General features: G+C 47.8%; 16 protein-coding genes. 9 read left to right on the top strand and 7 right to left on the bottom strand.

Annotated elements, in window-relative coordinates; all coding sequences use genetic code 11:
- The first annotated feature begins 3 nt into the window (after positions 1-3).
- Entirely contained in the window at positions 4-711 is a 708-nt protein-coding gene (locus ACT6PV_RS13735; RefSeq protein ID WP_445116841.1) for a 16S rRNA (uracil(1498)-N(3))-methyltransferase, read from the top strand.
- Here the strand turns inward: ACT6PV_RS13735 and ACT6PV_RS13730 are convergent.
- A complete protein-coding gene (locus tag ACT6PV_RS13730) occupies positions 691-1,683 on the bottom strand; it encodes a mechanosensitive ion channel family protein (RefSeq protein WP_445116840.1) in 993 nt (330 codons plus the stop codon). The genes ACT6PV_RS13735 and ACT6PV_RS13730 overlap by 21 nt on opposite strands.
- A gap of 318 nt (positions 1,684-2,001) precedes the next feature.
- On the opposite strand from ACT6PV_RS13730, the gene acs reads away from it, so the two are divergent.
- Positions 2,002-3,945, top strand: a complete 1,944-nt coding sequence (gene acs / locus ACT6PV_RS13725; protein WP_445116839.1) for an acetate--CoA ligase — start codon at positions 2,002-2,004, stop codon at positions 3,943-3,945.
- Between the two features lie 391 nt (positions 3,946-4,336).
- On the top strand, positions 4,337-5,518 hold the full coding sequence (locus tag ACT6PV_RS13720; protein ID WP_445116838.1) for an acyl-CoA dehydrogenase family protein: 1,182 nt from the start codon (positions 4,337-4,339) through the stop codon (positions 5,516-5,518).
- Positions 5,519-6,148: 630 nt separating this feature from the next.
- Here ACT6PV_RS13720 and sfnG read toward each other — a convergent pair.
- Positions 6,149-7,267 carry a dimethylsulfone monooxygenase SfnG gene (gene sfnG / locus ACT6PV_RS13715; protein WP_445116837.1) on the bottom strand — a complete coding sequence of 373 codons (1,119 nt, stop codon included), beginning with the start codon at positions 7,265-7,267 and terminating at the stop codon, positions 6,149-6,151.
- Positions 7,268-7,296: 29 nt separating this feature from the next.
- Entirely contained in the window at positions 7,297-8,037 is a 741-nt protein-coding gene (msuE, locus tag ACT6PV_RS13710) for an FMN reductase (protein WP_445116836.1), read from the bottom strand.
- A 430-nt stretch (positions 8,038-8,467) separates the two neighbouring features.
- On the opposite strand from msuE, the gene ACT6PV_RS13705 reads away from it, so the two are divergent.
- A complete protein-coding gene (locus ACT6PV_RS13705) occupies positions 8,468-9,118 on the top strand; it encodes a response regulator (RefSeq protein ID WP_445116835.1) in 651 nt (216 codons plus the stop codon).
- Positions 9,119-9,262: 144 nt separating this feature from the next.
- Here the strand turns inward: ACT6PV_RS13705 and ACT6PV_RS13700 are convergent, their stop codons facing one another.
- Entirely contained in the window at positions 9,263-10,039 is a 777-nt protein-coding gene (locus ACT6PV_RS13700) for a hypothetical protein (protein ID WP_445116834.1), read from the bottom strand.
- 481 nt (positions 10,040-10,520) lie between these two features.
- Positions 10,521-14,033 carry a hybrid sensor histidine kinase/response regulator gene (locus ACT6PV_RS13695; protein WP_445116833.1) on the bottom strand — a complete coding sequence of 1,171 codons (3,513 nt, stop codon included), beginning with the start codon at positions 14,031-14,033 and terminating at the stop codon, positions 10,521-10,523.
- A 206-nt stretch (positions 14,034-14,239) separates the two neighbouring features.
- Between ACT6PV_RS13695 and ACT6PV_RS13690 the strand changes: the two genes are divergently transcribed.
- The 4 genes from ACT6PV_RS13690 to ACT6PV_RS13675 all read left to right on the top strand — a co-directional run bounded on the left by ACT6PV_RS13690 (position 14,240) and on the right by ACT6PV_RS13675 (position 19,364).
- Positions 14,240-14,572 (top strand): DUF485 domain-containing protein, encoded by a 333-nt coding sequence (locus ACT6PV_RS13690; protein WP_445116832.1) that lies wholly within the window; start codon positions 14,240-14,242, stop codon positions 14,570-14,572.
- A gap of 1 nt (position 14,573) precedes the next feature.
- Positions 14,574-16,289 (top strand): cation acetate symporter, encoded by a 1,716-nt coding sequence (locus ACT6PV_RS13685; RefSeq protein ID WP_445116831.1) that lies wholly within the window; start codon positions 14,574-14,576, stop codon positions 16,287-16,289.
- 260 nt (positions 16,290-16,549) lie between these two features.
- The gene (locus ACT6PV_RS13680) at positions 16,550-17,227 is read left to right on the top strand and encodes an ion channel (protein ID WP_445116830.1); all 678 of its coding nucleotides are present in this window, start codon (positions 16,550-16,552) and stop codon (positions 17,225-17,227) included.
- A 169-nt stretch (positions 17,228-17,396) separates the two neighbouring features.
- Positions 17,397-19,364 (top strand): BCCT family transporter, encoded by a 1,968-nt coding sequence (locus tag ACT6PV_RS13675; RefSeq protein WP_445116829.1) that lies wholly within the window; start codon positions 17,397-17,399, stop codon positions 19,362-19,364.
- Between the two features lie 52 nt (positions 19,365-19,416).
- Here the strand turns inward: ACT6PV_RS13675 and omp33-36 are convergent, their stop codons facing one another.
- Both omp33-36 and ACT6PV_RS13665 read right to left on the bottom strand, forming a co-directional pair.
- On the bottom strand, positions 19,417-20,301 hold the full coding sequence (gene omp33-36, locus ACT6PV_RS13670; protein WP_445116828.1) for a porin Omp33-36: 885 nt from the start codon (positions 20,299-20,301) through the stop codon (positions 19,417-19,419).
- 786 nt (positions 20,302-21,087) lie between these two features.
- Positions 21,088-21,789: an HAD family hydrolase gene (locus tag ACT6PV_RS13665; protein WP_445116827.1), complete on the bottom strand. Its 702-nt coding sequence runs from the start codon at positions 21,787-21,789 to the stop codon at positions 21,088-21,090.
- Between the two features lie 83 nt (positions 21,790-21,872).
- Here ACT6PV_RS13665 and ACT6PV_RS13660 point away from each other — a divergent pair, with 83 nt between their 5' ends.
- Positions 21,873-23,591, top strand: coding sequence for a GGDEF domain-containing protein (locus ACT6PV_RS13660; protein ID WP_445117124.1), 1,719 nt, complete (start codon positions 21,873-21,875; stop codon positions 23,589-23,591).
- The last annotated feature ends 189 nt before the right edge of the window (positions 23,592-23,780 follow it).

Below are 23,780 nucleotides of genomic sequence, written 5' to 3'. Positions count from 1 at the left end.
GTAATGAATATTGTTCTGCTTGAGCCTGAACAGGCCGTATCCGAACCATGGTCGATCCGTTGCAGGCGCCAGCTGGAACATCTGACCACGCATGTTAATGTGCAGCCGGGAGATACACTGAAAGTCGGTATTCGTGGTGGACTGCGTTATCTGACCGAGGTGACGGCAATTTCAGAGCAACAGATCCAGCTCAGGCCACTGACGGAAGAGGCTGTACCGGACAAGCTGCCGGTCACGCTGATTGTTGCGCTGCCCAGACCGAAAGTGCTGCGACGTCTGATTATGGACAGTGTGACGCTGGGGGTGGAAAAAATTATTTTATTGCACAGTTATCGGGTCGATAAGAGTTACTGGCAGACCCCATTTTTACAGCAGCTGGATCATTATGTGACGCTGGGCCTGGAACAGGCCGGGGATACCATCGTCCCGGAGGTTCAGTTTTATAAACGCTTTAAACCCTTTGTGGAAGATGTGTTGCCCACATTGATCACTGCGGATCGGCCGGCCTATGCGGCACATCCCCATGCAGACAATCCCATGCCCTGTGCCATTGATCAGGCGTGCAGCATTGTGATTGGCCCGGAAGGGGGATTCATTCCCTATGAAGTTGATTTACTCATAAAAAACGGTTGCCAGGCAGTCAGTCTGGGCAACCGTATTTTCAGGACAGAAACAGCGATTTCCTATGTATTAGGTCGGCTGTTTGTCTGACTCGTCCGGTTTGACATAAGGATGATCACGGTGAACCTTCACCTCCTGAACCGGATATGGAATATTGATGTCGTGCTCATTGAAGGCCTGTTTCACTTCAGCCTGAATTTCACTGACAGATGCCGGGATATTGGTTTCTGTGGTATCAATCCACCAGCGGACAGTTAAATTGACCGAAAAGTCTGCCAGTGCACTGACATTGACTGAAAAACCCGGCTGGCTGAGGACATTTCTGTGTTTATCGAGAATGGCCAGGATAATCTCGCGGGCTTTCTGTTCATCATCGTCATAACCAATACCGACCACAAACTCACAGCGGCGGCGCTGATAGGCGGTATTGACCGTGACCGGGCTGGTGTAGACCGTGGCGTTGGGAATGACAATGCGGCGTCCGTCATATGAACGTAAAAAAGTGGCCCGGATCTGAATATCCTCAACGGTTCCTTCCATGCTGTTGACAATAATATCATCACCAATCCGGAAAGGTTCACCCAGTAAAATCAGTACACCGGACAGCATATTCTGGAAAATATCCTTAAATGCAAAACCAATGGCAACCGAACCGATCCCCAGGGCGCTCATTAACTGCCCGGGAGTAAAGCCGGGAATGGCAATGACCATGGCAATTAGAAAACCAAAGAAAATAATAATGGAACTGCCGACACGGTTCAGCACCAATACCAGGTTCTGGCGGGTATAGGAGCGGTTTTCCAGGGTTTTGCGAATGGAAAATTTAAACAGGCGGGATAACAACCAGAAAATAATGAGGACAACAACTGCGATACACAGATAGGGCAAACGATCCCAGAAGCCATCCACGATTTTATCAATCGTTGTATAAGTGTCATGATATTTGGCGGTATGCGCCAATACCGATTGTGCAGTTTTTTCACCGGCGGTATGTATCAGTTGAGATGTATCCTGTACCACAGTATTCAATTTGGTTGCCTCTTCAGCCACATTCATATCCATAAAAAATTGCAATATTTTGCCTGAAATTTTTCTGAAATCAACTATATCAATCACAGGCCCGACATGCTGTCGGTGCACTGTTGTGTTTCGTTAAAAATCTTCCACTTTGATGCAGATTAATTATAAGATTAAAACGGTACAGACGGCATATTCATATGGTTTAAAAGCCATCAGCGCCAGGCGGGCCACCGGAAAATCTGGTCTACGACCAAAGCACAATTGTTCTGATATTTACAGTATCTTCATACTGAAACCTGATCAGAGCATGATATGCGCAATATCTCCTGTAATGAGATGAACAGGCACAGGGAAGTCAATATGAATGAAATCTATCCAGTCCCGGAAGCGTTTGCAAAAACAGCCCGGACCAATGAACAGCAATATTTTGAGCGCTATCAGCAATCCATTGAACATCCGGCTGAGTTCTGGGCTGAGGCGGCAAAACAACTTGACTGGATGAAACCGTTTAGCCAGGTGAAAAACACCAGTTATGACCGGGACAATTTTAAAATTGAATGGTTTGCAGACGGCGAACTGAATGTCAGTGCAAACTGTCTGGATCGGCATTTGAAGGAACACCCGCATAAGCCGGCGATTATCTGGGAAGGGGATCATCCGTCGCGGCATAAAATTATTTCCTTTGCAGAGTTGCATGCCGAAGTCTGTCGTTTTGCCAATGTGCTTAAAAAACATGGCGTACAGAAGGGTGACCGTGTGGTGATGTATTTGCCCATGATTTCGGAAGCCGCAATTGCCATGCTGGCCTGTAGCCGTATTGGCGCGGTGCATTGTGTGGTGTTTGGCGGTTTTTCACCGGATTCACTGGCCAGCCGGATTGAGGACAGCCAGGCAAAGATTGTGATTACGGCCGATGCCGGGATGCGTGGTGGCAAACAGATTCCCCTCAAGGAAAATGTGGATGCAGCACTGGCACTGGACCTGACAGATACGGTGCAGACGGTGATTGTGGTGCATCGTACCGGCAATCCGGTCAGTATGCAGGATGGTCGTGATCTGTGGTATCACATGGAAATCATGACAGTCAATGAGCTTTGCCCGCCTGAGCCGATGAATGCCGAAGATCCATTATTTATTCTGTATACCTCAGGTTCAACCGGCAAACCCAAGGGCGTTCTGCATACGACCGGTGGCTACCTGACCTATGTCAATGCCACGTTCCGGGAAGTATTTGATCTGAAACAGGATGATGTCTTCTGGTGTACGGCCGATGTCGGCTGGATCACCGGGCATTCCTATGTACTGTATGGCCCACTGTCCAATGGAACCACCACGGTCATGTTTGAAGGGGTTCCGCAGTATCCGAGCTGGGCACGGACCGGGCATATTGTGGACAAACACAAGGTCACCATTTTATATACTGCACCGACCGCGATCCGGGCTATGATGCGTGAAGGAGATGCCTTTGTCCGGGAAAGTGACCGCAGTAGTCTGCGTTTGCTGGGCTCTGTTGGTGAACCGATTAATCCGGAGGCGTGGAACTGGTATTATACTGTGGTGGGTGAAAGCCGTTGTCCAATAGTGGATACCTGGTGGCAGACCGAAACCGGTGGAATTCTGATTTCGCCACTGCCGGGTGCAACAGCACTGAAACCCGGCTCTGCAACACGTCCGTTGTTTGGCATACAGCCTGCATTGGTGGATGCTGAAGGCAGGGAGCTGAGCGGAGAAGCAGAAGGAAACCTGATTATCAAGGATTCCTGGCCAGGTCAGATGCGGACCATCTGGGGTGATCCGGAACGTTTTATCGATGCTTATTTTTCAACGTATCCTGGCAGTTATTTTACCGGGGATGGTGCCCGCCGTGATCAGGACGGTTATTACTGGATTACCGGCCGGGTCGATGATGTTCTGAATGTCTCCGGTCATCGATTGGGTACTGCGGAAATTGAAAGTGCACTGGTGGCGCATGCACATGTTGCTGAGGCCGCAGTGGTAGGCATGCCACATGACATTAAGGGACAGGGAATCTGTGCCTATGTCACCTTACAGGCCGGGGTAAGCGAAACGGAAGATTTGCGCAGGGAACTGGTGCTGTGGGTGCGTAAGGTCATGGGGCCGATTGCCACACCGGATGCAATTTACTGGGCACCGTCTTTGCCCAAAACCCGTTCAGGCAAAATCATGCGTCGTATTCTCAGAAAAATTGCAGCAAATGAGCTGGACAGTCTGGGGGATACCTCTACGCTGGCCGATCCGCTGGTGGTCGATCAGCTGATTGTAGAAGTGAGGCAGGCGCACTGAGCCTGCCTGGCTTTTTATTTTTTAAATTCAGCATATGATCCAGGACATGATCTGATACCCGAAAGTGTCAGCTGCAAGCTGCGTGCTATGTTAAAAGGATTGTTTTTGCAAAAAAAATGATTCAGGTGCCGGCAGTAAACAGGTTTTGCAGCTGCCGGATGTTTTTGGTTCTTCTGGCGCAACAAAAGAACCAACGAGCTCTGGTCTTTTGCTTTAAAACGGTCGGCTCCGTCGAAAAGGGCTAAAAAAGTACAGAAATGACTGTCAGCACAGCCATCAGCATATTATGTGGTGGTATTTTTATTTCAGGAATAAACACAGCAGGCATTCAGATAAACATTATGCGTCCAGTCTGCTAAGCTCAACATCAGATGAAATATGAGCACATCGCATGAATGCACCACAGCCGTCCTTCAGTCTGTCACCACTGGATATTGCCCGGAACCTTGCCGAACAGTTTGCACAAACAGCTGCTGAGCGGGATAAGGCCGGAGGAAACCCGAAAGCTGAGCGGGATTTAATCCGCCAGAGTGGCTTACTGGGTCTGGCGATTCCTTCAGTCTATGGTGGTCAGGGCGCAGACTGGAGCACCATTTTTCAGACTATTCAGATCCTTGCCCGGGTGGACAGCTCCCTTGCCCATGTTTATGCGTTTCATCATTTATTGATTGCCACCGTACAGTTATTTTCACAACCAACGCAATATCAGGGTTGGTTTGAAGCAACGGCAAGGGAGCATCTGTTCTGGGGAAACACCCTGAATCCACTGGATAAACGTACCACTGCCCGGCAGATTTCCGAACATGAGTTTATTTTCCAGGGCGATAAAAGCTTTAGTTCGGGGTCGATCGATTCCGATATGCTGTTGTGCTCGGCCTATGACAGCAGTGAGAAATTACTGATTGGGGTGATTCCTACCAGCCGGGAAGGAGTCAGTTTCCTGGGGGACTGGGACAATATGGGACAGCGGCAGACAGACAGCGGTACCAGTCATTTTGAACAGGTAAAAATCCATCGAACCGAGTTACTGCTGAATCCCGGGCCTTTAAGTACGCCGTATGCCAGCTTGCGTCCTTTAATTGCCCAGCTGATTTTTGTGCATCTGTTTCTGGCGGTTGCAGAAGGTGCATTTCAGGTGGCTAGAGAGACCGTCTCCGGGCAACGGGCATGGTCAAAATCGCTGGTTGATCAGGCTGTAAATGATCCATTTACCCAGCGGCATTTTGCCGAATTTCATGTTCAGCTTGAAAGCGTCCGATTACTGACTCAAAAAGCGATTCAGGCTCTGCAGCAAGCCTGGGACATTGGAGCGGAGCTGACCGCTGAACAGCGTGGTGAGGCCGCCATTGCCATTGCTACGGCAAAAATAGCCGCAAGCAATACCTCATTGTACATCACACAGCATATTTTTCAGGTGATGGGCGCGCGTGCCACCACGGCCAGACTGAACCTGGACAGATTCTGGCGCAATGTCCGGACCCAGACCCTGCATGATCCGGTTGATTATAAATATCAGGAAGTCGGTGAGTGGGTATTGACTGGAAAAGTGCCTGATCCAGGCTTTTATTCGTGAGTTAAAATGGCAGGTTTCTGATCAATCCTCTGTATTTAGTCAGGGTTCATTTTTTTGTTCCTTCATCATACCCATAAAAGCAACAGATGAGATCAGCATATTGGCTACCGCAACACCACCGGTGATAGAAAATAAAGTCACCATCAGTCACTCTGGATAAAACATTGCCACCAGGAAGACGAGTGAATGGTTTTTCAGTGAATAATATACGCAACATATTGGTCTGATTGGTTCAATTGGATTGATGTGGATGCAACCGTTGTTTTTATAAAATTTACATGTCAGTCGTTACGGTTTTACAACGGATGTAAATTAAGCAAAGTACACGCCATGGTCTATAATTTTTAGCAATTCAATGCCTGTTTTCGATATGACGCATTTTTTCTGATCTGCTGATTTATATTTTTTAAGTTGATCGCTGTGTCTTATATTAGTGCGTTGTTCAGTGTTATTGTTCAGCGCCGTCAACAAATACAATTAAAATCCTGTCGTTGAGAAAATTCAATCTGCCTGAGTTGTTTAGGCATTAGATCCAGCCATGAAAAAAATCCCCCAGGCCGAGTCCAGGGGGAAATATCTGCATCATCACTGTTCTTATTTTTATTTATTGTTGTCTTTATCTGTCCGTTATTAAGCTGATTTTGCAGTGATCTGGCTCTGCTGTTGCTGTTCCAACTGTCTGACCAGCGGCAGGACCCTTTCACCGAAATATTCCACTTCTTCAATAAAGTGCAGGAAGCCTGACAGAATTAAATCGACGCCCACTGCTTTAAGTTCCACAATCCTTTCGGCAATTTGCTGAGGCGTGCCAATCAGATTGGTTTTAAAGCCATCGTTATATTGTACCAGGTCCTCAAAGGTGGATTTTGCCCAGTTGCCTTCTCCTTCCTTTGACGCTGCACCGGCTTCACGGGTGGCATCCCCAAAGGCATTGACGGCTTCAATATTGGCATTGTCGATGATTTCCTGAAGCACGGCTTTTGCTTCCTGTTCGGTATCCCGGGCAATGATAAAGGCATTGACCCCAATTTTGACCTCATGCTGATTGATCCGGGCTTTGTCACGGATGTCATCAATCTGTTTTTTAATTTCTTCCGGACTGTTGCCATTGGTGAAATACCAATCGGATACCCGGGAAGCCATATCCCGTGCCGCACGTGAACTGCCACCCTGGAATACTTCGATATGCGGTTGCTGTAGTGGTTTGGGTTTCAGCGTATAGTTCTTAAACTGATAATATTTGCCATCAAAACTATAGTTGTCGGTGCTCCAGATGCCCTTGAGGGTGCGGATGAACTCTTCTGAGCGGACATAGCGTTCATCATGTTCCGGCCATGGTTCACCAATGGCATCGAATTCACCACGGAACCAGCCGCTCACGACATTAATGGCCACACGGCCATTGGTCAGATAATCAATGGTGGCCAGTTGCTTGGCTGCAAGTGCCGGTTTCCACGGTCCTGGCAGAATGGCGGCAATCACTTTCAGTTTTTCAGTTTTAGCCAGCAGTGCATGGCTGAAACTGACCGATTCATGCTGATTTTCTGCGCCATAGCCTGCGGTAAAGCGGATCTGGGTCAGTGCATATTCAAAGCCGCTTTTTTCTGCAGCCTGGGCCAGGCGGATGTTGTAGTCGTAGCTCCAGTCCGTCCGCTGTTCGATATGACTCACCACCAGGCCGCCACTGACATTGGGCACCCAATAGGCAAATTTAATGGCTTGCTGTGATTGTTTTTTAGGCTGAGTCATGATGATTTCCTCTGTCAGATGCGGGTTGTTCAGGCCACCCGGTGTTTTGGGGTGTGCGTTGTGTGATGATGCAGGCGTGATTCAGCGGCATTCAGATCGGGCACTGCTGCTGAAGGCAGCACTTCATCCTGTTCAATCTGTTTGTTGATGCCCAATTGCTGGTTGGCCTGTTCAGTCCGGGTTTTGACGGCTTCGGCACGCCGACCCTTGGCCGGTGCCCATTCCAGAATGGGTAAGGCGCGGGCAATGGCCAGGGTAATGCGGTCACGAATCTGCGTACTTTTGATGCTGTATTCAGGGCTGAAGTCCCGGTCTGTGGCATATACGCCAATGGGTAAGGTCTGAGCCTGGAAAAAGCTGAACAGCGGACGCAACTGATGTTCAAGGACCAGCGCATGGCGATCACTGCCCCCTGACGCGGCAAGCAATACCGGAACATCCACCAGTGCGGTCGGTTCAACAAAGTCAAAGAAGTGTTTGAACAGGCCGGTAAATGACGCACGATACACCGGTGTTCCCACAATCAGGGCATCGGCGGCTTCCACTGCGGCCAGATCATTCTGAATACGCTGCGGCAATTGCTTCCGATAGATTGCGCCGCCCAGTAAATGCCCAATTTCACTGAATTTAATGAAATGAACATGAATGGGTGTTGCCTGTTGCAGTTCGTCCAGGATTGCTTGAACCAGGCTTTCTGTTTTGGAGGGATGATTTAAACCGCCGGAAACAGCGACGATGTTCAAGGGTTTTTGCTGTGAATCAGTAGACATACGGGCAACCTGAAATTGATCTCGGAATGCCATTTATTAATCAATATCCAGCCATGCACTGTAAAATAAGCAAAACAAGATTATTTATCAGTTTTTGAGATATTCAGGTCCCGGAGCTGAAATGATCTGAATTTTTTTAATATATAGTTGATTGTTAACATTATATTTAAATTTGCTATGCATTGCATTTTTGTGGATTTCTCTTATATTTAAAAATGATATTCAAATCCTGATTCTGGCCAATGCGCTGAATATTCAATTGACGCGATTGCCCCGAACATGCAATAAAAAGAGATATATGGTATGCCTGATGAAAGCAATCTGATCCGGTTTGAATATTGGATGACACTTTTTTTGAAAAATCGTTAATATGGAACTGGCCTCAATTGTTACCCTGCAGTTGGAATGAACCAGGAATCCTGCTTCGCTTATGAATATTTTAATTGTTGATGACCATCCACTGTTTCGCCATGCGCTGATTCAGGCCATACGCTACAGTTTGCCACAGGCGCAGATTTATGAAACTGCGGCGGTCAATGAGTTTTATGCCCGACTGGAAAGTGGCGCTGAGCCAGACCTGGTTTTACTGGATTTAAATCTGCCGGGTGCATCCGGATTTTCTGCCCTGGTTTATGTGCGGGCACAGTATCCTGCCATTCCGATTATTGTGGTCTCTGCCTATGAGGAACTTTCCATCATGCAGCGTGCCATAGCTCATGGTGCCGTGGGCTATATTCCAAAATCTGCACATCCGGGTCATATTGGCGAAGCGATTTGCCGGGTCATGGAAGGTGACGTCTGGCTGCCGGCCAATTTACCCGGCAACTTGCATTTTGACCCACGGGCAGCAGATGAAACGGCCCAGGCTGAACGAATGCAGTTACTGACACCGCAGCAGTTCCGGGTATTGATGATGCTGGCCGAAGGTCTGCTGAACAAACAGATTGCATATGAATTAAGTGTTTCAGAAGCCACCATAAAAGCACATGTTACGGCGATTTTCCGTAAACTCGGCGTCCAGAATCGTACCCAGGCTGTACTGGCAATTAACGCCCTGAATATTGAAGAGCGGCGTGTTTAGGATGGTCCGCAGATCGTAGTTAACTGATCGTGCTTTGTCATGGCTGATTACTGGAGAATCGAAATCCGGCCCTGGATCCCGACATAAAAAACCCGGCACAGGTTGCCGGGTTTTTTATGCATTGGTAAAGGTATATTTTTAAATTCAAGCCAGACAGTCCTGCTTAGGCGTCAGGTTATCGCAGTACAGGGGATTCAGTGCGCATTGTAAATCGTCAATCTGATCCTGGGTGACATGACCAGTGGATTTTAAATACTCGGCGACCCGGTCATCCCTTAGACCTAAAAATGCAGCATCATAAATGCCCAGATCAACAAACAGTGCGGCAGTTTCTAGACTGTTAAAACGATCCAGGAAAACATCATCACCATACATCAGGAAAATATGCTCATAGTCGGCCTGTGGATCCACTTTTAAGCGGCTGGCCAATGTTTCAGGTGCAGTTTTAATGAACAGTAAATCGGATAATTCATCGAATTGCGTCATATCCAGCTCATTCTGTCCTGACTTTACTTTACCCAGCCATGCTTTAAAGACCAATACAGCACCACCGCGTAACAGCATGCTCCAGATCTGGTGGCGGACTTCCTCATTCTGGCAGTCGCCTGCGCATTCTGCTTCCAGGGTCTGAATCAGTTTTGATTCCTGTTGTGAGAGTTTGTCAAACAGGCCCAGTCCCTGTGGATGATAGGCGGTCGGGCTAAATACATCAAAATTTAATTCTTCAAAAACCTGTAATGCCAATGGTACGGTACTCTGATACAGCGTATTGAGCGCCTTGATATGTATTTCATTTAATTTGCTGAATTTAAAAAGTGCCTGCCAGTCAATCTCCGGTAATATGGCATTGGCACCGTACTGGCGGTGAAATTGCTGGGTTTGATGCACTCCATTCGGGACTGCATGTTCTGAAATATTCATGGTGGCACTCCTGATTTCGTTACTGGTTCTGATCCTGTGTTTTTTACAATTTTTCAGCCTGAGCGCGCAGGCGTTTTAAAAACAGGCATTTTAAAATTGAATGTTATGCCTGATTTTATGGTTCAGGTGGAATGCAATAGATATACGACTAAAGTTCTATATGTGGCTAAAGCAATATTAATCTGATAAAAATCAGCTGACTGGAAATTGTAACCAGGTGTGCGGAAGTTTACTTACGTTTTTGATCATCTTTGCCATGGAAAATGTGTTAATGAAATTTTCAGTCAGTCACTTTCGTGCTTTTTATATGCAGAATGACAATGTTTTGCCGGATGCTGCAAATAAATTGCCATTTTGCTTAAATCTCTGTGAGATTCTGTATAAAAAATGCCTGAATCCAGTCGTAGTTCAATGGTCAGCCATCTGGCCATGTCCCCCTGTCCTGAGAGGCAACACTGGTCATCATCCGCTCGCTGTCAGCTTATGGATCTGATGATTCCGGTGGTTTTAAACCGGATAACCACGCGCGCAGTGCTGCCGGTTTGAGTGGTTTTCTGAACAACATGATCTCCAGCGCTTTGAGCCGCTGCGGAAGTTCAGGGTCAGAGTCTGCGGTGATCAACGCTACAGGCACTCCAGGCTGGCGGTGTTGCTGAATAAACGCCAGACCGGATTGTGGATGATCCAGATGCTGATCAACCAGCCAGACCTGTATCTGCTGTTGCTGAATGATCTGCAGCGCCGCCCCGGGTTCTGTTGCAGCCAGCACCTGATAACCCCATCTGGTCAGCAGGGCCGACATGCCCTGTAGAATGGTGTCATCATTATCCAGGCACAGAATGTGATAGGTGTGGGTTTTCAGCGGTATGGTCTGCATTGGCGCTGTCATGGTTTCAGGTCTGGCCAGTGGGACTTCAATCATGAAACAGGCGCCCTGACCTGAAGCAGAATAGACATGGACGGGATAATCAAGCAGTGAAGCCATGCGCTGTACAATCGCCAGTCCGAGTCCCAGCCCCTGTTCACCCCAGGGCGAGGTATGGCCACAGCGCTCAAATTCCCGAAACAATCTGATCCGCTGTTCTTCTGTAATCCCGGGGCCGGTGTCCCAGACACCAATGCGGATATGCTGTGGACGTTCAGCACAGCGCAGTACGCCGACAATGACCCGGCCTGTTGCGGTATAGCGCAGGGCGTTGCTGATAAAGTTCTGAATGATGCGCCGGATCCATTGCGGATCGGTATCAATCCAGCAGCTGGTTTCATGGACGCTCAGGGTGATATTGCGCTGTATGGCAATGGATTTAAATTGCAATTCCAGGTCCCGGAGCAAGGGCTGCAGTGCATAGGCCTGTCGTCTGGGTTGAATGCTGCCGCTTTCCAGCCGGGCAATATCCAGCAGCGCGGAAAGCATGCTTTCTGCACCATGCAGGGCACGATCCAGTTGTTGCAGGGTCTGTTGATCTTCACTGGACTGCGCATTCTGTTCAAGCACGGTACTGAACAGACGGGCAGCATGCATGGGCTGCAGCAAATCATGACTGGCCGCAGCAATAAAGCGGCTTTTTGACAGATTGGCCAGGTCCGCCTGTTCACGGGCCAGCTGTTGTTCTGTCAGTGCGTCCACCAGCTGGCGGGTCCGCTCCTGCACCCGAGCTTCCAGTATGGCTTCATTTTCACGGAAGGCGGTAATGTCGGCAAAGGTTGTGACAAACCCTCCTCCGCTAATTGGATGGCCACGCATCTGAATCACCCGTCCATCCTTACGTACCCGTTCAAATTCATGGGCACTGCCGGCTTTCATCCAGTGAATCCGCTTACGGACGTGTTCCTCCACGGAACCGGGACCGCATTCACCACGTTCAGCATTGTAGCGGATCAGATCAGCAATTGGGCAACCGACATATACCAGGTCCCTGGGATAATCAAATAAAGTCAGATATTGATGATTCCAGGAGACCAGGCACATCTGTTCATCGACCACACTCACGCCCTGAGTCATATGATCCATCATGGTCATGATCAGATTCTGATTAAAACGCTGCCATTGTGAAGCCTGATCCAGGATATTGGCAACCTGCCCCAATGCAAGGCCATTATTGACCATTGCTGTGGTTAACAGCGTCCGTGCTGATGCAGTACCAATGGTGCCGGCAAGATATTGTTCGGTAAAACGCCACCACATGCCATTGGCATGGCTGTTTGCATTGAGGCTCAGATGATGTGTACTGCAAAACTGCCGGAACGCATGCATGGTATGCGCCTTTCCGGTAATGCGCTGTGCCAGGGCAATCAGGTCACCGACCTTTAAACGGGTGATATCGTGCTGTAAATAGCTTAAATCCCCGGAAGTTTGCTGAGTGAGCAGTGACCGGGTGTCATCATGCGTCTCATAATAAAAAAAGTTTTCTGCCTGAATCTGTTCTGCAATCCCGGGACGGTAAATTCGTGAGACCCAGATATACAGCAGAATATTCAGGCCGAGTGCCCAGCTGACACCGTGGGTCAATGGGGCAAACGATGCAAAACCGAGCAGGGCTTCAGGCCTGAGCCATGTCATTCCCAGTGGCCCCTGTTGCAGGAACTGATGGGCGAAATGACCATATTCCGGGGAAAGGCTGCGTAAAATGGTGGGCAGCAGCAGGGTATAGCCCCATAAAATAAACCCGGCAACCAGTCCGGCGTAAACGCCCTGACGACTGCCGCCACGCCAGTACAGGCCACCGATCAGGGCCGGGGCGAACTGGGCAACAGCACTGAATGCCAGCAGACCGAAAGTGGATAACTGGTCAATATCATTAAAGAAATGAAAAAACAGGAAACCCAGTAGCATCACCGCCAGAATACAGATCCGGCGGGTCAGTTTGAGTACCTGAGGCAGGTGCTTATGATGACGGGGCAGCATGTTGAACCGCCACAGGGTCGGAATGATCAGGTCATTGCTGAGCATGATTGAAAGCGCCACGGAAGAAACCAGCAGCATACCGGTGGATGCAGAAAACCCACCCAGGAAGGCCAGTAAAGTCAGCCATTGCTGATCATAACTGAGCGGCAGTGACAGCACTGCAACATCGGGAATGCTCAGATAGTTGGGTGTGGCATGCAGTGCCCAGCTGGCAATGGGCACAATGGCAAAAATGGTTAAAATCAGATAGGCAGCAAACCAGCGGGAAGCACCCCGGATATGCTTTTCATCCTTTAACTCCACCACAGCCACATGAAACTGGCGTGGCAGACAGATCATGGCCAGGCCTGCCAGCAGGGTCTGTATCCAGAAGGTTTCGGGCACTCCGGACCGCTGGACCTGCTGAAATATCTGTGCAGTATCAGCGGAAATCTGCACAATATTCTGTGGGTTTTCAAAGATAAAGAAAAACGCAACACAGAGCAGGGCAAACAGTTTGACAAATGATTCAAGGGCCACGGCCAGCATCAGCCCGCCGTGTTGTTCTGTACTGGCAATCTGACGGGTACCGAACATCATGGCCAGGATGGCCAGCACAGCTGTCAGGGTCAACACGCCATTGGTTGTGGTGGAAACCAGCTGAGTATTGGTGTCCAGCATTACCGACGCACTCAGGGCAATGGCCCGCAGCTGTAAGGCCAGATAGGGAATAATGGCAATTACCGCAAGGATGGTGACCAGCGAGGCCAGCGCACCGCTTTTGCCATAACGGGCAGCAATAAAATCGGCAATGGATGAAATGGCATGATGTTGCCGGATTCGTCCCAGTCGGCGCCAGATGTCATAGCCCAGCCCGATAAACAGCAGTGGCCCCAGGTAGATGGGCAAGAACAGAATACCCTCACGGACCGCGGCACCGGTTGCACCGTAAAATGTCCAGGATGAGCAATATACCCCCAGCGTCAGGCTGAAAAGCAGCATGCGGCCACGCGAACCCAGTCGGCTGGCATGTCTTTCACCAAAGAAAGCGCAGGCGAATAAAATCAGAATATAGACGGCCAGTACGCCAATAATCAACCAGCTGTTCATAGGCACTACGGTTAAAAATTCAGAAACCATGATAACGCATCGTGGTCCGGCTGCAGCTATGCTGGTCAGAATTTAACGACCAAAGTCTAAGTTACGGGTGGTATCTAACATTGTTAAGCTGGTCAGTGAATAAAAGCAACGATATAAAAAATGCAAAACAGTAACTACGGATAAGGTGATGAATACAATGGACAAGGAGTCGCGTTATGGATGAAAAGCAGGTTGAGGCAATTTTACGAAATCCCGGATTTCAGGATATGGTGGCCAGGAAAAGCCGGCTCAGCTGGATACTGACCGCCATTATGTTATTTGTTTATGTCGGATTCATGCTGCTGGTGGGCTATGACAAGGCATTGTTAATGCGACCTTTGAATGGAACAGTGATCACGCTGGGTATTCCATTGGGTCTGGGCATTATTGTGCTGTCCTTCTTGCTGTGTGGAGTGTATGCCTACATCACCAATCATCAGCTGGATCAGTTGACGCAGGACGCCATCAGGGAAGTGGAGGCCATTGCCGATGAGCAAGGGAAAAAATAAGATGAAATGGAATGCATTCAAACATAAAGTCATTGGGGCATCCGCATTGTTATATGCCGGAGTGACACTGGCAGCGCCGGATCTGGGCGTGGCAGAACAGCAGGCAACCAACTGGCATGCCATTATCATGTTTATTATTTTTGTGGGGCTGACGCTGTTTATTACCCGCTGGGCCGCAAAGCAGACCACAAATAATCGTGATTTTTATACGGCTGGCGGAGGAATTTCCGGTTTTCAGAATGGCCTTGCAATTGCAGGCGACTATATGTCGGCAGCATCCTTTCTGGGGATCTCGGCCATGGTGTTCAGTTCAGGTTTTGACGGCTTACTGTATTCACTCGGGTTTATGGTTGGCTGGCCTGTTGTATTATTTTTAGTGGCGGAACGCTTGCGTAATCTGGGGAAATACAATCTGTCGGATGTGGTGTCCTTTCGACTCGCGGAAAAGCCGGTCCGGACCCTGGCTGCGGTCAGCTCACTGGTGGTGGTTGCTTTTTATCTGATTGCGCAGATGGTGGGTGCCGGCCAGTTAATTAAACTTTTATTCGGTCTGAATTATAATTTTGCTGTGATCATTGTGGGGTTGCTGATGATGGCCTATGTCATTTTTGGTGGCATGCTGGCGACCACCTGGGTGCAGATTATTAAGGCGGTCATGCTGCTGTCCGGTGCCACATTCATGGCGCTGATGGTGATGCACTCGGTGGGATATAACTTTTCGAATATGTTTTATCAGGCCATTGAGGTTTATGGTCAGGTGCGCAATATCAGTTTTGAGGAGGCAGCGAAGATCATGGGGCCTGGCAGCCTGGCAGCCAATCCGATTGACGCTTTGTCGCTGGGGCTGGCCTTAATGTTTGGAACGGCCGGTTTACCGCATATTCTGATGCGGTTTTTTACCGTGAAGGATGCAAAGGAGGCGCGCAAGTCTGTGGTGGTTGCGACCGGTTTTATTGGCTATTTCTACCTATTGACCTTTATTATCGGTTTTGGTGCCATTCTGTTTGTGTCCAATAATCCGCAGTTTCTGGATGTTGCCAGAGCTGCTGTGACTGGAAAGCTTGAGCTGGTCGGTGGCAATAACATGGCCGCGGTGCATCTGAGTGATGCGGTGGGCGGTGATCTGTTTATGGGCTTCATTTCTGCAGTGGCGTTTGCAACCATTCTTGCGGTGGTTGCCGGCCTGACCCTGTCCGGGGCTTCGGCAATTTCACATGATTTATATGCCAACGTATTTAAAAAAGGCAGGACCACGCCTGAGTCTGAATTGCGCATGTCCAAAATTGCAACGCTCGGACTTGCCGTTTTTGCCATGATCCTGGGTATTTTATTTGAAAAACAGAACGTTGCCTTTATGGTGGGTCTGGCATTTGCAGTGGCTTGCTGTGCCAGTTTCCCCATTCTTGTGCTTTCCATGTTCTGGAAAGGTCTCACCACACGCGGGGCGGTTGTGGGGGGTGTTGCCGGCCTGGTCACTGCAGTGACTTTAATCATTCTGTCTAAGGCAGTGTGGGTGGATACCCTGAATATTTCAGAAACTCCGGTCAATCCATTCAATGGCCCGGCGATTTTCGCCATGCCGCTGGCGTTCTTCTGCTGCTGGTTGTTTTCGGTTACAGACCATTCAGCACGTGCTCAGGCGGAACGCAAAGCGTTTGATGCACAATTTGTACGTTCAATGACAGGGATTGGTGCATCCGGTGCATCAGATCACTGACTGAGTGACGGGCGCAGCAATCTAAAATGGGGCACTGATCCTTAGCGTTTAAAAAGTTCAGCGCCTCATGATGAATCTTATAGGTCTGCCCCGGCATGGTCTTCTCCTCTGCCGGCTGATCGACTGTGGCTGATGGGCGGTTATATTTAAGATTACACTTTCTGTACCTGCCATTGATCAGATCAGCCACCAGCCTGCTGTCTGTTCTGCGGCTGATTATGCTAATGTTAATTTCATGACAAAAATAACATGGATAAGACATGCAGATCCTTGCTGATTACTGGAAAGCTGTTAAATCATTACCTTCCGTCTGGCTCCTGCTGGTCCAGTTCTTTATTCTGATTTTATCTGCGACAGGTTTGCACAGTCGGAACTATCAGGCATTTATCTGGGCGCTGGGGGTACTGGCATTACTCATTATTGCAAAAGTTATTCGCCAAACCCCGGTTTTTACTGCACTGGGGCTGTTTTTTGTCAGTGGTGCCTGCCTGTTTTCCTTTTTTATTCTGATCGGTTATAGCCCGACATATATTCAGGTAGCAGCACATCTGTTCGAGGCAATGGCTTATTTCTGTGCGGCTTATGGGCTGTTGCGTTATATGTTTGCCGATCGCTATGTGACCAAAGATGAGTTATTTGCTGCAGCTGCGGTATTTACGTTGATTGCCTGGGCTTTTGCATTCTTATACAGCGTGTGTCAGATGCTGGTGCCTCACAGCTTTATGAATACAATGCATCCCGGGGTTGATCAGAACTGGCTGGATCTGTTATTCCTCAGTGTCAGCCTGCAGTCCGCAACAGGATTGTCGGATTTAATGCCTGTAAGTGCCGCCGCCCGGGTGATTGCCATGTTGCAGATGTTTGGCGGGGTGATGTATCTGGCACTGGTCGTTTCCCGCTTAATCAGCCTGCATTATATTGCCAAAAATTCTGACTGATGAGCATGACTGAAATTTACAGTAAGCAAACTGTTGATTAAATTCACTTAAATTATAATGCAATCAGCGTCCATCTGATGTTCTGCCGGACTCGCTTTTTTTCACTGCGGTGAATGCCTTTTATTGCCCGAACGGGTATGTCTTTTGACTATAAAAAAATGGGGGAATTATGCCTTCCACAAAGACATCCTGGTTTTCAAATGTGAAACCCAATGTTTTTATCAGCACGGTTACAATTATTGTGATTTTTCTGGCCGTGATTCTGTTTGACCCGAGTGGTTTTGAGACACTCACCAAAAGCCTGAATCAGTCAATTATTGATTCATTCAGCTGGTTCTACGTATTGGCTGTTGCCTTCTTTTTAATCTTACTGATGTTCATGGCGCTGTCAGACATCGGTAAGATTAAACTGGGGCCGGATCACAGTATGCCGGAGTACAGCAATGCATCTTGGTTCGCCATGCTGTTTACTGCCGGCATGGGTATCGGGCTGATGTTTTTTGGTGTTGCAGAGCCGGTTATGCATTATGTCAGTCCGCCATCGGGAGAGGGCCAGACGGTACAGGCGGCTCAGGATGCCATGCGGATCACCTTTTTTCACTGGGGGCTGCATGCCTGGGCAATTTATGCCGTGGTGGGACTTGCACTGGCCTATTTTTCCTTCCGTCATCACTTGCCACTGAAAATCCGTTCTGCACTTTTCCCACTGATCGGAAAGAAAATTTATGGGCCCATCGGTGATGGTGTTGATACATTTGCCACACTGGGTACGGTCTTTGGTGTTGCTACAACGCTGGGTTTTGGTGTGACTCAGATTAATTCCGGTCTGAATTATCTATTTGGATGGCCACAAGGTACGGGCATACAGGCTGGATTAATCATCTTTGTGACGGCACTGGCTTCGCTGTCGGTTGCTTTTGGCCTGGATAAAGGCATTAAACGGCTTTCTGAATTAAATCTGTTGCTGGCTGTATTGCTGCTGATTTTTGTATTCTTTGCCGGCGCTTCCATTCATATTCTGCAGGCGACCATCCAGAACGCAGGACAATACGTTTCCAGCCTGTTCAGCATGACCTTTAATTTGTATGCCTATCAGCCCAATGGCTGGATAGGCGGCTGGACCATTATGTACTGGGCCTGGTGGATTTCCTGGTCACCATTTGTCGGCATGTTTATTGCCCGGGTGTCCCGTGGTCGCAGTATCCGTGAATTTATTGTCGGTGTGTTGCTGATTCCGACCGGTTTCACCCTGATATGGGTGGGTTTTATGGGCAATGCTGCGCTTACTTCCATTATGCAGGACGGTCATGGCACGCTGATTACTGCAGTACAAAAGGACTCATCGGTTGCATTATTTGAGTTTCTGACCCATCTGCCTTTTGCTGGAATCACCAGTTTAATTGCCACGGTACTGGTGATTTTATTCTTTGTGACCTCTGCAGATTCCGGTGCGCTGGTAATTGATTATCTGACTTCAGAGACAGAAAACTCACCGCTGTGGCAACGTCTATTCTGGACTGTTCTCATTGCAGTGCTGGCGATTCTGCTGCTGATGGCCGGTGGACTGGCTGCATTACAGTCTGCAACCATTATGAGTGCATTGCCATTTACACTGGTGATGCTGTTGCTCTGTTGGGGACTGATCCGGGCATTGCGGCTGGATGCACTGAAAATACGGGCGTTACAGGATGCACGAATTACCCCAAGGGCGATACAGAACCCAAGAAGCTGGCAACAGCGTTTAGGCCTGATCATGCATTATCCTCATCATCTGCAGGAAGTTCATGCGTATATTCAGCAGGATGTACGTAAAGCCTTTGAGAGTATTCAGCGCGAATTCAAACGCCGTGACCTGATGGTGCATATTCAGGAGGTTGATCAGGGCCTGCAGCTGAAAGTGGATCACCAGGATGAATTCAATTTCATGTATAAAGTGATTGCCCGTGAAATTACGGCGCCGGGCTTTATGCTGCATGCTGATGAGCTACCACAGCATGATTTTTATCAGGCGGAGGTTTTCTTAAGGGAAGGCGGTCAGAACTATGATGTCATGGACTGGACCCAGGAAGACTTACTGCAGGATATACTGGATCAATATGAGCGGCATCTGCATTTTCTGAACGTGGTCAGAAATTAAACATAAAAAAAGGACTCCTCCAGGAGTCCTTTTTTATACGCTTTCCAGAAAATCAGAAGCGGAATTTTGCATTCAGACCAATGGACTGAGTGTCCATGTTTGAACCTTTTTCAGCATTGGCATTGACATAACTTGCACCTACCGCAACAGCCGGCGTGATGAAGTAGTTGACGTTTGCACCCCAGGCAGAATCCGGTGTGCCGTCAAAGCTGGATTTTGCAAAGGACGCACCAACGCTTAACTGTGGGTTCAGGTACAGGTCAGTTTTTAACTGATAGGCTGTGTCTTCGCCATAGACCAGACCGGTTTCAAAACCGACTGCCATGTTGGTGCCATCAATATTACCCACATATTTGGTACGTGCAGTAATGGCATCCTGGTCTTCACCAATGGTTGCAGACTCACCGACTGCTTTTACAATACCGTTTTTCAGAATACCGAAAGTATCCAGCGAGTTCTGATCAGCAACATTGGTATAACCAACTGCAACCAGGAAGTTCGGTACAACAACAGCACCGACTTCAAGCGCATAACGGTCGCCGTTGTCATCACGGTTGACCTGATTTGCACCATCAAATTCAGTTTTTGTATGGCTGTAAGACAGGCTTGCATAGACAGGAACATATTTAGTCGGGAAATACGCTTCACCTTTGGCACCAAAGGTATGTGCTTCAAGTTCTTCGCCATTACTGTCATGAGTTGCATAGTTATAACCCAGGGAAACACTGGAAGCCTGATTTAAAAACGCTGCTTCGGCAAGGGGGCCTTTTGAAGAGTCAACATCTTTCAGGTAATAAGTTCCGGCAACTGAACCTGTAAAATCTTTGTCATTTACAGTGGTGTCCAGATACTCAGACTGACCCTGTACTTCAAATTGATATGCCTGAGCACCAGTCATCGCTAATAATACAGCAGTGGCTAAACCGAGTTTTTTCATAAACATTTCCATAGGTTGAAATGGGTTAAATGTTCCTCATTATATTGTAACAAATTATTAGGTCAATGATGTATAAGGACATTGAGGCTTTGAGTTTTTACGCTGAATCTGTTATAGATCAAAAAACATACAGTCGAATATTGATCTGTCAACCTATAAAAATATGATGAATAACAATGAAATAAAATAATATGCTGATGTTGATCCACGTAATTTGCTGGCAATAGACGATTCTTAATCATTGGATTATCCTATTATATTGATTGAATTAAATCATATTAGTCCTTAAATTAAGGAGCAAATTCACAAAAAATTAATGATTATGTGTTAGATGTTGCCACCTTTGCGGCTAAATATTGATGGATATGCACAGCTGATTCAGGTCAGCAGCAGTGTTTCGGAGTTTTTACATACGGATTTCCGTGTGAACAGTTTTTTATATGAAAATTCAACTTATTTTACATTGAAAGCCGGCTGGAACGTTCTGCACTGAAATGGATGGGCTCTGCGCCAGAAAACGACATGCCGAATGAAGAAAACTCACCATTTTTTACACTGTGCTTTTATGGAGTCCGTTGGTATGGCACGGACATGAGCAGATAAAACATATAAAAAAAGCCCGGTCAATTGGGGGTGGCCGGACTGGAAATGGATGTTTATATGGGAGAAACATCCGGAGGAAGACGGGACAGTTGATCATGCGGGGGGATTGAAAACAGCACTGATCTTCTGTATGGAGCCATTATCTCCCAATGAGAAAATAAAATAAAACAGAGAAAAATCATGTTAATTATCTGGTTTTTCGATAGTGTGCCTTGCTATTGTTCTGATTGCCTCTGGCAGGTCGGCAAAGTCATGAATGACCGCATGTGCCTGTGAATGAATTTCTGTGGAATCCCTGGCATATTTAACCGCATACATGCCGGCACCGATTGCCCCCTGAATATCGGCAAGTTCGTTATCCCCCACGAAGATACATTGTTCAGGCTGTACCGCCAGCCGGGCACAGGCCAGCTGAAAAATCTCAGGATCCGGCTTGCGTAGATTGACCGCTTCAGAAACAATGACGGTGGAAAAATATCGGTTGAGGCCTAAATGATTAAAATTATTTTCCTGAAAAGGGCTTTTGCCATTGCTGATTAGTCCAGACAGGTAGCCTTGTCGGGAAAGGTCAGCCAGGGTTGCTGCAACATTTGGATTGGCCGTACAAAACCGCTGAAACTGACTGAGATAAATACTGACCAGTCGGTTGACTGTGTCCGGAATGGGAAACTCCTGTTTCAGCTGCCGGTATACCTGATCTTTCCACACAGAACCTGCGGCATCCAGTTGTATAAAACGATGCACATATTTCTGTACGGTCAGCTCATCAAATGCAAAACACTGTGTAGCCTGCCATTTACAATAATCCATCAGTGCGGCCTGCCGATTCAACAGGGTTTCATCCAGGTCAAATAGAATTGCAGTAAACGGCGGTTCGCTATTCATAATCAAATTCTGTAATATTACGCAACATGGTTAAAAATAAGACGACTTCACTGCGGAAGCCGTTGGTCTATGAGGCAGATGGCATGCGGTCTGGGTTACATACAGAGCAGATCAGTAAGCGACTCTTTTTGTTTATGTCGCTGATCATTATTTCCTTATTATGTATCTCTGTCCCCCTGATTGTGAGCAGTTATCAGCAATATGTCAAAACAAAACAGGCACTGATTGATATTCAGAGTCTGAGGGTGTTTGCTGAGACTTCAAATAAGATTTCCCGGGAGCGGGCGCCTTCCAACAGGGCGATGTCCAGTCCGCCGGAGACATTGCCGCAGAGAAGGCAGGAATTGGCTGAATATCGACAGGAAGTCGATCAGCAGATTGAAAGAACGGTGAAAACCCTGGATCGGGCCGGGCTGCATCATCTTGCCCGCGCTGTGAATTATCAGTTAAAGAAAGACTTGCGATCGGCCCGAACCGTTGTGGATGCCTATCTTGCAATGCCACAGGCTGCAAGAACATCCGCTCAGATGGATCGGGCGATTTTATCGCTTTTTAATGCCTGGGACAGTTGTCGGGCCATTTTTAAACAATTGATTGTTCAGTCCAAAAGTAAGAACAGTGAAGTCACCAATTATTCAATCCTGATTCTGATTCTGGCTGATCTGCGTGATCAGGCAGGACGTGTGGCATCCAACATTATGGCGCCGGTCACTTTTTCTGAGAAAATGCCCAGAAGAAATTATGCACATTCATTACAGACACAATTACAGGCCAGATATCTGTGGGGGCTGATTGACACCATTCAGCCGGAGAAGGCAAAAACTACTGAATATTTCCGACTGCATCAGCGGGTGAAATCTGAGTTTCTGGACCAGGGTATTCCGATCATCACCAGGCTGATGCAGGAGAGCAAAGATAATCAATCCTACTATTTAAGCGGTACACAACTGACCGAAGCCGTGGTGGATAAACTTGTGACCGTCATTGACCTGCAGACTTATCTGCTGGACTTCAATATTGCTGAGGCAAAGAAGAAAATGCATAGTGCCCAGCGACAGTTTGTGATTACTCTGTTTATTACCGGTTTTTCTTTGTTGCTTGCATTATTCACTATGATTTATACGCGCAGGAAGATTTTTTCGCCATTACTTCAGGCCCGGACATTAATTCTGGATTTATCTGATGCATCAGGTGAAGCGCTGCACGACGACCCGCAACGCAATCGTCTGAATGGAGAAATGGCATCATTATTTTCGGCTATTCACAGACTGCAGCGCAAACTGAAACAGCGTGATGTACTGGAATTTCAGCTGAAAAATATTGCCAATACCGATCCATTAACCGGGGTATCCAACCGCCTTGCATTGAAGGAATATCTGAAAATTCTCAAGCATCAGCCGCAGAAATTTCTGACCATGAGTCTGATGGTGATTGATATTGATGACTTCAAGCAGGTCAATGATCATTATGGTCATATTATGGGCGACCAGGTGATTACCACCATTGCCGGGCAATTGAAGACCAGCGTGAAGGCATCTGATCTGATTGTACGTTTTGGTGGGGATGAGTTTCTGATTTTATCGGAAGACATGCTCCGGGAAGAGGCTTTGCAGATCGCTGAGCGCATCCGCATGGTTGTGTCCGAAACGGAAATCTGTAATGAACAGTCGGGTCGGCCCATCCGGGTTTCAGTCAGTATTGGTGTGGTGGTCGGAGCGAAAAACTGGATGGAGTTACTGGAAAAAGCAGATCAGTCATTGTTCAGGGCCAAAGCAAAAGGAAAAAATGCAGTGGCCGGCTAAACTGCTGATATTTTGCGGTGACGTCTCTGAAAGGCTGAATTATAGTCAAACCACCTAACTATTCATACACTTGATTTGATTCAAACTATTGGCTATCAATTAATTTTTTGTACTTTTGAATCATGGATGGTTGTCCTACCGTGGGGCGACATGGATGTCGCCGTTGGGCGGACTTGCGCTGCCTTCAAA

It is taken from the genome of Acinetobacter sp. WZC-1 (assembly GCF_052544965.1).
This window is presented reverse-complemented; position numbering and strand designations above follow the sequence as displayed.

Coding starts and splice junctions, on each gene's coding strand:
- ACT6PV_RS13735 (WP_445116841.1), top strand. CDS start 4: ATGAATATTGTTCTGCTTGAGCCTGAACAGGCCGTATCCGAACCATGG.
- ACT6PV_RS13730 (WP_445116840.1), bottom strand. CDS start 1,683: ATGGATATGAATGTGGCTGAAGAGGCAACCAAATTGAATACTGTGGTA.
- acs (WP_445116839.1), top strand. CDS start 2,002: ATGAATGAAATCTATCCAGTCCCGGAAGCGTTTGCAAAAACAGCCCGG.
- ACT6PV_RS13720 (WP_445116838.1), top strand. CDS start 4,337: ATGAATGCACCACAGCCGTCCTTCAGTCTGTCACCACTGGATATTGCC.
- sfnG (WP_445116837.1), bottom strand. CDS start 7,267: ATGACTCAGCCTAAAAAACAATCACAGCAAGCCATTAAATTTGCCTAT.
- msuE (WP_445116836.1), bottom strand. CDS start 8,037: ATGTCTACTGATTCACAGCAAAAACCCTTGAACATCGTCGCTGTTTCC.
- ACT6PV_RS13705 (WP_445116835.1), top strand. CDS start 8,468: ATGAATATTTTAATTGTTGATGACCATCCACTGTTTCGCCATGCGCTG.
- ACT6PV_RS13700 (WP_445116834.1), bottom strand. CDS start 10,039: ATGAATATTTCAGAACATGCAGTCCCGAATGGAGTGCATCAAACCCAG.
- ACT6PV_RS13695 (WP_445116833.1), bottom strand. CDS start 14,033: ATGAACAGCTGGTTGATTATTGGCGTACTGGCCGTCTATATTCTGATT.
- ACT6PV_RS13690 (WP_445116832.1), top strand. CDS start 14,240: ATGGATGAAAAGCAGGTTGAGGCAATTTTACGAAATCCCGGATTTCAG.
- ACT6PV_RS13685 (WP_445116831.1), top strand. CDS start 14,574: ATGAAATGGAATGCATTCAAACATAAAGTCATTGGGGCATCCGCATTG.
- ACT6PV_RS13680 (WP_445116830.1), top strand. CDS start 16,550: ATGCAGATCCTTGCTGATTACTGGAAAGCTGTTAAATCATTACCTTCC.
- ACT6PV_RS13675 (WP_445116829.1), top strand. CDS start 17,397: ATGCCTTCCACAAAGACATCCTGGTTTTCAAATGTGAAACCCAATGTT.
- omp33-36 (WP_445116828.1), bottom strand. CDS start 20,301: ATGAAAAAACTCGGTTTAGCCACTGCTGTATTATTAGCGATGACTGGT.
- ACT6PV_RS13665 (WP_445116827.1), bottom strand. CDS start 21,789: ATGAATAGCGAACCGCCGTTTACTGCAATTCTATTTGACCTGGATGAA.
- ACT6PV_RS13660 (WP_445117124.1), top strand. CDS start 21,873: ATGCGGTCTGGGTTACATACAGAGCAGATCAGTAAGCGACTCTTTTTG.